Source organism: Amycolatopsis sp. FBCC-B4732 (genome assembly GCF_023008405.1).
In the GTDB taxonomy this organism is placed as follows: domain Bacteria; phylum Actinomycetota; class Actinomycetes; order Mycobacteriales; family Pseudonocardiaceae; genus Amycolatopsis; species Amycolatopsis pretoriensis_A.
Map to the genome: position 1 here is coordinate 4,828,187 of NZ_CP095376.1, position 9,510 is coordinate 4,837,696.

Annotated in this window: 1 protein-coding gene; it reads right to left on the bottom strand. The window is 74.6% G+C overall.

Annotated features, from left to right (window positions below; translation table 11 throughout):
* Window positions 1-60: 60 nt before the first annotated feature.
* Entirely contained in the window at window positions 61-9,498 is a 9,438-nt protein-coding gene (locus MUY14_RS46950) for an SDR family NAD(P)-dependent oxidoreductase (protein ID WP_396126862.1), read from the bottom strand.
* Between the last annotated feature and the right edge of the window lie 12 nt (window positions 9,499-9,510).

The window sequence follows — 9,510 nt, forward strand, 5'->3', positions numbered from 1 at the left end:
GTTCACGTCGTCTGGTGACGTGAACGACCCTTTCATGGCTTCACAGGGCCGGCGGCGACCTCAGTCCGCGCCCAGCTCCGAGTCGATCAGGCGGAACAGCTCCCCGTCACTCGCCGAGTCCAGGGACTCCAGGAACTCGGTGTCCCCGCCGAGCCGGTCCAGCAGCGAACGCAAGCGGGTCGTCACGAAACCCACCGTCTCCGGGGCTAGCGACGGGTCCCCCACCAGCGCCTCGAAGCTGCTCAGCGACGACAGCACCTGCGCGGACGCGTCCACCGGCTCCGGGCTCAGCAGCGACAGCAGGTGCGTGCTCAGCACCCGCGGGTTCGGGTGGTCGAACAGGACCGTCGCCGGCAGCGTCAGGCCCGTCGCGTAACCGAGGCGGTTGCGCAGCTCCACCACCGTCAGGGAATCGAAGCCGATCTCCGTGAAGCCCGTGTCCGGGTCGATCGCCGCCGGGGAGCCGTGGCCCAGGACGCTTGCCGCCAGCTCGCGGACCAGGGTCAGCAGCTCGCGGGACTGCGCGTCCGGGGCCAGCTCGCCGAGCCGCGGCACGAACGAACGGACGCCGTCGGCGTCGATGCGGGCCGTGCGGCGGGTCTTCGGGACCAGGTCGCCCAGGACCGGTGGGACGATGTGGCCGCGCAGCACCGTCAGGTCGAGGCCCACCGGGACGACCATCGCGGCCGGGGAAGCGACCGCCGTGTCGAACAGCGCCAGGCCCTCCTCCGGGGTGAAGCGGCGCATGCCGGACTTCGCCAGGCGCTGGGCGTCGACGTCGGCGAGCGTGCCCGCCATGCCGTCCGCCTGCGCCCACGGGCCCCACGCCAGCGACACCGCCGGCAGGCCCTCCGCCCGCCTCGACGCCGCCAAGGCGTCCAGGAACGAGTTCGCCGCCGCGTAGTTGCCCTGGCCGACGCCGCCGAGCAGGCCGCTCGCCGACGAGTACAGGACGAACGCCCTCAGGTCGAGGCCGCGGGTCAGCTCGTGCAGGTGCCAGGCGCCGTCCACCTTGGGGCGCAGCACCTTCTTCAGCCGCGCTCGCGTCAGCGAGCCCACGACGCCGTCGTCGAGGACGCCCGCCGCGTGCACCACCGCGGTCAGCGGGTGGCCTTCGGGGACGCCGGAGAGCAGGTCGGCGACGTCTTCGCGGTCGGCGGTGTCGCACGCCGCGACGCGGACGTCCGCGCCCAGGCCCTTCAGCTCGTTCACCAGGTCCGCGGCGCCGGCGGAGCCGAGGCCACGCCGGCCGGCCAGCAGCAGGTGCCGGACGCCGTGGTGGGTCACCAGGTGCCGGGCCAGCAGCCGGCCCAGCCCGCCCGTGCCGCCGGTGACGAGCACCGTGCCGTCCGGGTCGCCGAAGCCGGGCTCCGGCCGGTCCGCCGCCGGGGCCCGGACCAGCCGGGCGCGGTGCGGGACGCCGTCGCGCACCGAAACCTGCGGTTCGCCGGAAGCCAGTGCCACGTCGGCCGCGTCCCCGTCGACCAGCACGAACCGGCCCGGGTTCTCCGACTGCGCCGCCCGGACCAGGCCCTGCACGGCCGCGGCCGCCGGACCGCCACCGGTGCGGAACACCACCTGGACGTCGTCGGCGGCCAGGAAGAACTGCAGCTGGTCCAGCACCTGCGCGGTCGCGCGATGAGTCGCGGCGACCGGGTCGCCGCTCGTGTCCACTCCGACGACGGCCACGCCGTCGTCCTTCGCCGCGGCCACCAGACCGGCCAGGTCGGTCGCGTCCTCGCCCAGCACGACGAGCCGCCGTCCCGACGGCGAAACCTCCGGCAGCGGCGTCCACTCGAGGTGGAACAGCGAGTCGTGCCCCTGCGCCGTCGCGACGGCGGCTTCCCCGAACGACACGGACGCCGCGGACGCGATCGGCGCCCCGGCCGGGTCGGTCAGGGTGAGCGCGATCGTGTCGCCGTCCCGGCGGAGGTGGACGCGCGCGGCCGCCGCGCCACCGGCGTGGAGCGCGAACCGCGTCCAGCCGGTCGCCGGGCGGAGTGGGACGTCCAGCAGGGTCACCGCCTGCAGGGCCGCGTCGAGCAGCGCCGGGTGCAGGCCGAACGCGGCCGCGTCGTCCTGGCGGGAGGCCGGCAGCGCCACCTCCGCGAAGACGTCGTCACCCGAGCGCCACGCCGACCGCAGGCCCCGGAAGGCCGCGCCGACCTCGGCGAAGTCCTCGTAGAAGCCGTCGAGTTCGATCTCCACGCCCGCGGGCGGCCACGCCGGGTCGACCGCGGGCTCGGGCGCGCCGGGGGCGAGCCGGCCGGCCGCGGTCCGCGTCCACGGGTGCTCCCCCGCGCCTTCGGGCCGGGTCCAGACGGTCACCTCGCGCGTTCCCGCGGTCCCTTCCGGGCCGACGACGACCTGCGCGTGCACGCCGCCGACCGGCGGCAGCGTCAGCGGGACCTCGACGGTCAGCTCCTCGACGAGGTCGCAGCCGACCTCGTCGCCCGCGCGCACGGCCAGTTCGACGAACCCGGCCTCGGGGAACACGATCACGCCGTCCACGGTGTGGTCGGCCAGCCACGGCTGCAGCTGCGGCGAGAGCGCCCCGGTGAACAGGAACCCGCCCGACTCCGGCAGCGCGACACCGGCGCCGAGCAGCGGGTGCTCGGCGGAGTGCAGGCCGGACAGGCGCAGGTCGCCGTTCGCGCCGTGGAAGCCCTCGGGCCAGTAGCGGTCCGGGGCGAACGGGTACGTCGGCAGCGCGACGGGGCGGCCGCCGCCGAAGAACTTCGCCCAGTCGACGCGCACCCGCGCGTGGTGCAGGCGGGTGAGCGCGGTGACCAGCGTCCGGGGCTCGGCACGCACGGCCGCGACGGTCTCCCCACCGGTGAGGCTCTCGGCCGCCATCGCGGCGGCGACGCCGTCCGGGCCGACGTCGAGGAACGTCGTGACGCCCGCGCCGGCCAAGGTCGTCACGGCGTCGGCGAACCGCACCGCTTCCCGCGCCTGCCGCACCCAGTACTCCGGCGAGGTGAAGTCGGCGTCGCCGGTGACGGTCGAGACGATCGGGATCGACGGCGCCGCGAGTTCGAGCCCGGCCACCACCCGGCCGAACTCGGCCAGCGCGGGTTCGATGAGCGGCGAGTGGAAGGCGTGCGAGACGGCGAGCCGCCGGGTCTTGGCGAAGTGCTCCCCCACCGCGAGCACGGCGGCTTCGGTGCCGGACACGACGACCGAGCGCGGGCCGTTGACGGCGGCGATCACGACGTCGTCGCCGAGCAGCGGGACGACCTCTTCTTCGCTCGCCACCACGGAAAGCATCGCGCCACCCGGCGGGAGCGCCTGCATGAGCCGGCCGCGCGCGGCGACCAGCCGGCACGCCCCGGCCAGGCTGAACACCCCGGCGACGTGCGCGGCCGCGATCTCGCCGACCGAGTGCCCGGCCAGCTGGTCCGGGGTGATCCCCCACGACTCCAGCAGCCGGAACAGCGCGACTTCGAACGCGAAGATCGCGGCCTGCGCGTACTGCGTCTGGTTGAGCAGCTCGGCGTCGTCGCCGTGCACGACCTCGCGCAACGGGCGGTCGAGTTCGACGTCGAGGTGCGCGAGCACGGCGTCGAGCGCGTCGGCGAACACCGGGTAGGTGGCCGCCAGCTCGCGGCCCATGCCGAGGCGCTGGCTGCCCTGCCCGGCGAACAGGATCGCGAGCTTGCCCTCCGGCGCGGCCAGGGTCGGGCCGTCGAGCGCGCGCAGCCCGGCGAGCAGCTCGTCCCGGTCGGTGGCGACGACCGCGGCCCGGTGGTCGAAGTGCGTGCGGGTCGTGGCCAGCGCGGCGGCGAGGTCGGTCAGCTCCGGTTCCGTGGCGAGGAAATCGGCGATCCGCGCGGCCTGAGCGGCGAGCCGCTCGGGGGTGCGGGCGGAGAGGAGCACGGGCACCGGGCCGGTCACCGCGGCCGGGAGCACCTCGGTGCCGCCGGCCTGTTCGAGGATCACGTGCGCGTTGGTGCCGCTGACCCCGAACGACGACACGGCACCGCGGCGGGCGCGGCCGGTCTCGGGCCAGGCGCGTTGCTCGGTCAGCAGCGAGATCGACCCCGCCGTCCAGTCCACTTGGGACGTCGGCTCGTCGAGGTGCAGCGTCTTCGGCAGCACGCCGCGGCGGATCGCTTCGATCATCTTGATCACGCCCGCGACGCCCGCGGCGGACTGGGCGTGCCCGAGGTTCGACTTGATCGAGCCCAGCAGCAGGGGCTCGTCGCGGTCGCGGCCGTAGGTGGCGAGGAGTGCCTGGGCTTCGATCGGGTCGCCGAGGGACGTCCCCGTGCCGTGCGCCTCGACCGCGTCGACGTCCGATGTGGACAGTCCGGCGCCGGCGAGTGCCTGGCGGATCACGCGTTGCTGCGAGGGGCCGTTGGGGGCGGTGAGGCCGTTGGACGCGCCGTCGGAGTTGACGGCGGTGCCGCGCAGCACCGCCAGCGGGGTGTGGCCGTTGCGGCGGGCGTCGGACAGCCGCTCCAGCAGGAGCAGGCCGGTGCCCTCGGCCCAGCCGGTGCCGCCCGCGGACTCGGCGAACGACCGGCAGCGCCCGTCGGCGGCGAGGCCGCCCTGGTAGCTGAACTCGACGAACGCGCTCGGCGTTGCCATCACCGTCACGCCGCCCGCGACGGCCAGCGAGCATTCGCCCGAAGCCAGCGCCCGCGCGGCCATGTGCAGCGCGACCAGCGACGACGAGCACGCGGTGTCGACGGTGACCGAGGGGCCTTCCAGCCCGAACAGATAGGAGATCCGGCCGGACAGGACACTGGTGGCGGCGCCGGTGAGCAGGTGCCCGGCGAGTTCCGGCGGCGGCGAATAGCCGTTGCCGGACCCGCCGACGTAGACGCCGGTGGTGCTGCCGCGCAGGCCTTCGGGGTCGACGCCGGCGCGTTCGAACAGCTCCCACGCCACTTCCAGGAGCTGGCGCTGCTGCGGGTCCATCGCGAGGGCTTCGCGCGGGGAGATGCCGAAGAACCCGGCGTCGAAGTTCGCGACGCCGTCGACGAAACCGCCCTCGTGGACGTAGGACGCGCCGCCCTGCAGGCCCAGCAGGTCCCAGCCGCGGTCGCCGGGGAACTCCGTGATCGCGTCCGTGCCGTCGGCGACCAGGCGCCACAGGTCCTCGGGCGAGCGGACGCCGCCCGGGTAGCGGCAGCTCATGCCGACCACGACGATCGGGTCGCCGTCGACCACGCCGGCCGCGGCCGGTGCCGCGGCCTGGTCGTCGTCGCCGAGCAGTTCGGCGGCCAGGAGCCGGGCGACGGCGTCCGGGCGCGGGTGGTCGAAGACCAGGGTGGACGGCAGGGTGAGGCCGGTGGCCGCGTTGATCCGGTTGCGCAGTTCGACCGAGGTGAGCGAGTCGAAACCCAGTTCCTTGAACGGGCGGCGGGGCTCGACCGCGGCCGCGCCGGCGTAGCCGAGCAGGCCGGCGACCTGCTCACGGACCAGGTCGAGCAGCAGCGTCTCGCGCTCGCGCGGGTCGATCTCGCGCAGGCGGGCCGGCAGACCCGACGCCGCCGTGACATCGCCCGGACCGGCGTCGGCGAGCGCGCGGACTTCGGGCAGCTCGTCGAGCAGCGTCCCGTCGCGGCGGGAAGTGAGTGCCGGGACGAATCGGTCCCACCGGACGTCGGCGAGCACGACGGCGGTGTCGTCGTGGGCGACGGCCTGGCCGAGCGCGAGCAGCGCCTGCTCGACCGGCAGCGGCGGGAGGCCGCGGGCGCGCAGGAACCCGGCCGTCTCCTCGTCTTCGGCGACGCCGGTGTCCGCCCAGGCGCTCCACGCGACGGCGGTCGCCACCTGGCCGCGGTCGCGGCGGTGCCGGGCGAGGGCTTCGAGGCCGGTGTCGACGGCGGCGCGGTCGCGCTGGCCTTCGGCACCCCACACCGCGCTCACCGACGTGAACAGCACGAACGCTTCGAGGTCGGTGCCGGCGAGGGCTTCGTCGAGCTGGACGGCGGTGGTCCACGCGCCGGGGTCGCCGGTCATCCCGGCGGTGTGCAGGACGGCGGTGAGCTGCCGGTCCTCGGGCACCGCGGTCACGACGCGGGCACCGCACCCGGTGACCCACCCGGCCACCCGCGCGCCGAAGCCTTCCTCGGCGCCGGTGACCAGCACCGTGCCGTGCGGGCGCCACGGTTCGGCGGCGCCCCCGGCCGCGGCGTGCACGAGCCGGCGGCCGAAGAGCCCGGACGCGCGCACGGCGACCTGGTCTTCCACGCCGCCGAGGGCGGCGGCGAACCGGGCCACGGCCCGCTCGTCGAGGGTTTCGGGCAGGTCGATCAGGCCGCCCCAGGCCCGCGGGTACTCCAGCGCGAGCACTCGCCCGGCACCCCACAGCGCGGCGCGGGCGGGGTCGGCGGGCGGGTCCGAGCGGCCTACGGACACTGCGCCGCGGGTGACCGCCCACAGCGGGACCACCGGGTCGGCTTCGGCGAGGAATTCGACGAGTGCGGCGGTCTTCGTGAACGTCGTCCCGTCGAGTTCCAGGAAGGAAACGACCCCCGCGTACTCTCCGAGTCCCGCACGCAGGACCTCGACCGGGTCGGCGTCCGGTGCCACCACGAGCCGGTCGGCGTCGAAGGGCAGGTCGAAGTCTTCGGGCACCAGCGCGAGCCAGCGTCCGGTCGGGGCTGTCCCGGCGGGCAACGGCTTCCACGTGACGCGGTAGCGCCAGCCGTCCACAGCGGACTGTTCGCCACGGCGGCGGCGCCACGAAGACAGCGCGGGCAGCACGCGGGTGAGCGCGTCCTCTTCGACGTCGAGGGTGCTGCTGAGCGACGCGAAGTCGGCGTCGTCGACCGCGGTCCAGAACTCGGCCTCCGCCGGGTCCGCGGTGGCCGCCGGAGCGGGTTCGGGCCAGTAGTTCTCGTGCTGGAAGGCGTACGTCGGCAGCGGGACGACCTTCGCGCCCTCGGCCAGGAAGCTCGCCCAGTCCGGGCTGACGCCGCGGACGTGCGCCTTCGCCACCGAGGTCAGGAACCGGTCGAGGCCGCCGTCGGTGCGGCGCAGCGTGCCGGTGACGACCGCGCGGGCGCCCGCGTCCTCGGCGATCTCCTGCAGCGGGACGTTGAGCACCGGGTGCGAGCTGATTTCCAGGAAAGCCTGATACTGCAGGGAAAGCAGCTCGCGGATGGCCTCCTCGAACCGGACGCGCTGCCGCAGGTTGCGGTACCAGTAACCGGCGTCCAGCCGGGTCGTGTCGAGCCACTCACCGTCCACTGTGGAGAAGAACGGGATCTCCGACGGCCGCGGCTTCAGCCCGGCCAGCGCGGTCGCCAGCTCGCCGGAGATCAGCTCGACGTGCGCGGAGTGCGAGGCGTAATCGACGTCGATGCGACGGGCCCGCAAGCCGGCTTCGGCCAGTTCGGCGAGCAACTCCTCCCCCGCGGCCGGGTCGCCGGCGACGACGACGGACGACGGGCTGTTGGCCACGGCGACCGACAGCCTGCCCTCGAACCGGGCGAGGCGGGCTTCGACGTCGGCGGCGGGCACCGACACCGACAGCATCATCCCGGCGCCGGCGAGCCGACGGGCGATGGCCTGGCTACGCAGGGCGACGACCCGTGCGGCGTCGGCGAGGTCGAGCGCGCCGGACACGCAGGCCGCGGCGATCTCGCCCTGGGAGTGGCCGACGACGGCGTCCGGGGTGATCCCGTGGGCCTGCCACAGCGCGGCGAGGGCGACCATCACGGCGAACGACGCGGGCTGCACGACGTCGACGCGGTCCAGCGGGGCGGTCCCGCGCAGGACGTCGGTCAGCGACCAGTCGAGGTACGGCGACAACGCGGCTTCGCAGTCGGCGATGCGGGCGGCGAAGACCGGTGACTCGTCGAGCAGCCGGGCGCCCATGCCCGCCCACTGCGCGCCCTGGCCGGGGAAGACGAACACGACCCGGCCGTCGATGTCGGCGACGCCGGTGGTCACCGCCGGGCCGGGCGTGCCGGCGGCCAGCGCGGCGAGGTCGTCGCGCGGGTCCTCGGCGACGATGACGGCCCGGTGTTCGAGGGCGGCCCGCGACTTCGCCAGGGACCACGCCAGGTCCGCGGAAGTGATCTCCCCGGCGTCGAGGTGCTCACGCAGGCGGGCGGCCTGCGCGGCGAGCGCGGCTTCGGTGCGCCCGGCCACGACGAACGCGCGGACACCGGGTCGCGCCTCGGTTTCGGTCTGCTCGACCGGTTCCGGCTGTTCGAGGATCACGTGGGCGTTGGTGCCGCTGATCCCGAACGAAGACACCGCGGCCCGGCGGACGCGCTCGACTGCGGGCCAGGGCGTGTGCTCGGTGACGACCTCGACCGCGCCCGCCGTCCAGTCCACGTGGGACGACGGCTCGTCGAGGTGCACCGACTTCGGCACGACGCCGTGGCGCATGGCCTGGACCATCTTGATCACGCCCGCGACCCCCGCGGCCGCCTGGGTGTGCCCGATGTTGGACTTGACCGACCCCAGCAGCAGCGGCGTCGTGCGGCCCTTGCCGTAGGTCGCCAGGAGGCTCTGCGCCTCGATCGGGTCGCCCAGCGGCGTGCCGGTGCCGTGGCCCTCGACGACGTCCACATCGGACACCGTGAGCCCGGAACCCGTGAGCGCCTGCCGGATCACCCGCTGCTGCGAAGGTCCGTTGGGGGCGGTGAGGCCGTTGGACGCGCCGTCCTGGTTGACCGCCGAACCCCGCAGCACGGCGAGGACTTCGTGGCCGTGGCGGCGCGCGTCCGCCAGCCGCTCCAGCAGGACGAGGCCGACACCTTCGGCCCAGCCGACGCCGTCGGCGGACTCCGCGTAGGACTTGCACCGCCCGTCGCGGGCGAGGCCACCCTGCGCCGAGAAGTCCACGAAGGACCCCGGGGTGGCCATGATCGTGACACCGCCGGCGATCGCCAGCTCGCAGTCGCCGGCCCGCAGTGCCTGCGCGGCCCAGTGCATCGCCACCAGCGACGACGAGCACGCCGTGTCGACGGTGACCGCCGGGCCTTCCAGCCCGAGGGTGTAGGAGACGCGGCCGGACAGCACGCTGCCCGCGGTGCCGACGCCGAGGAAGCCCAGCGCCTCTTCGGGGAACTGCGCGCCCTGGCCGTAGTCGTGGTACATCACGCCGGCGAACACGCCCGTCTTGCTGCCGCGCAGCGAAAGCGGGTTGATTCCGGCGCGTTCGATCACCTCCCAGGAGACCTCGAGGAGGTGGCGCTGCTGCGGGTCCATGGCCAGCGCCTCGCGCGGGGAGATGCCGAAGAGGCCAGGATCGAAGCGGCCCGCGTGGTCGAGAAAACCGCCTTCACGAACGTACGAACGTCCTCTTTCATCGCCGAACAGACCTCCCAGGTCCCAGCCCCGGTCTTCGGGGAACGCTCCGATGCCGTCACCGCCGTCGAGCACGAGGTCCCACAGCCCCTCGGGCGAGGTGACCCCGCCCGGGTAGCGGCAGGCCATCGACACGATCGCCACGGGTTCCGGTTCCGCCGTTTCGAGCTCCTCGACGCGTTTGCGTGTCTTGGCGAGGTCGGCGGTGACCCACTTCAGGTACTCGACGAG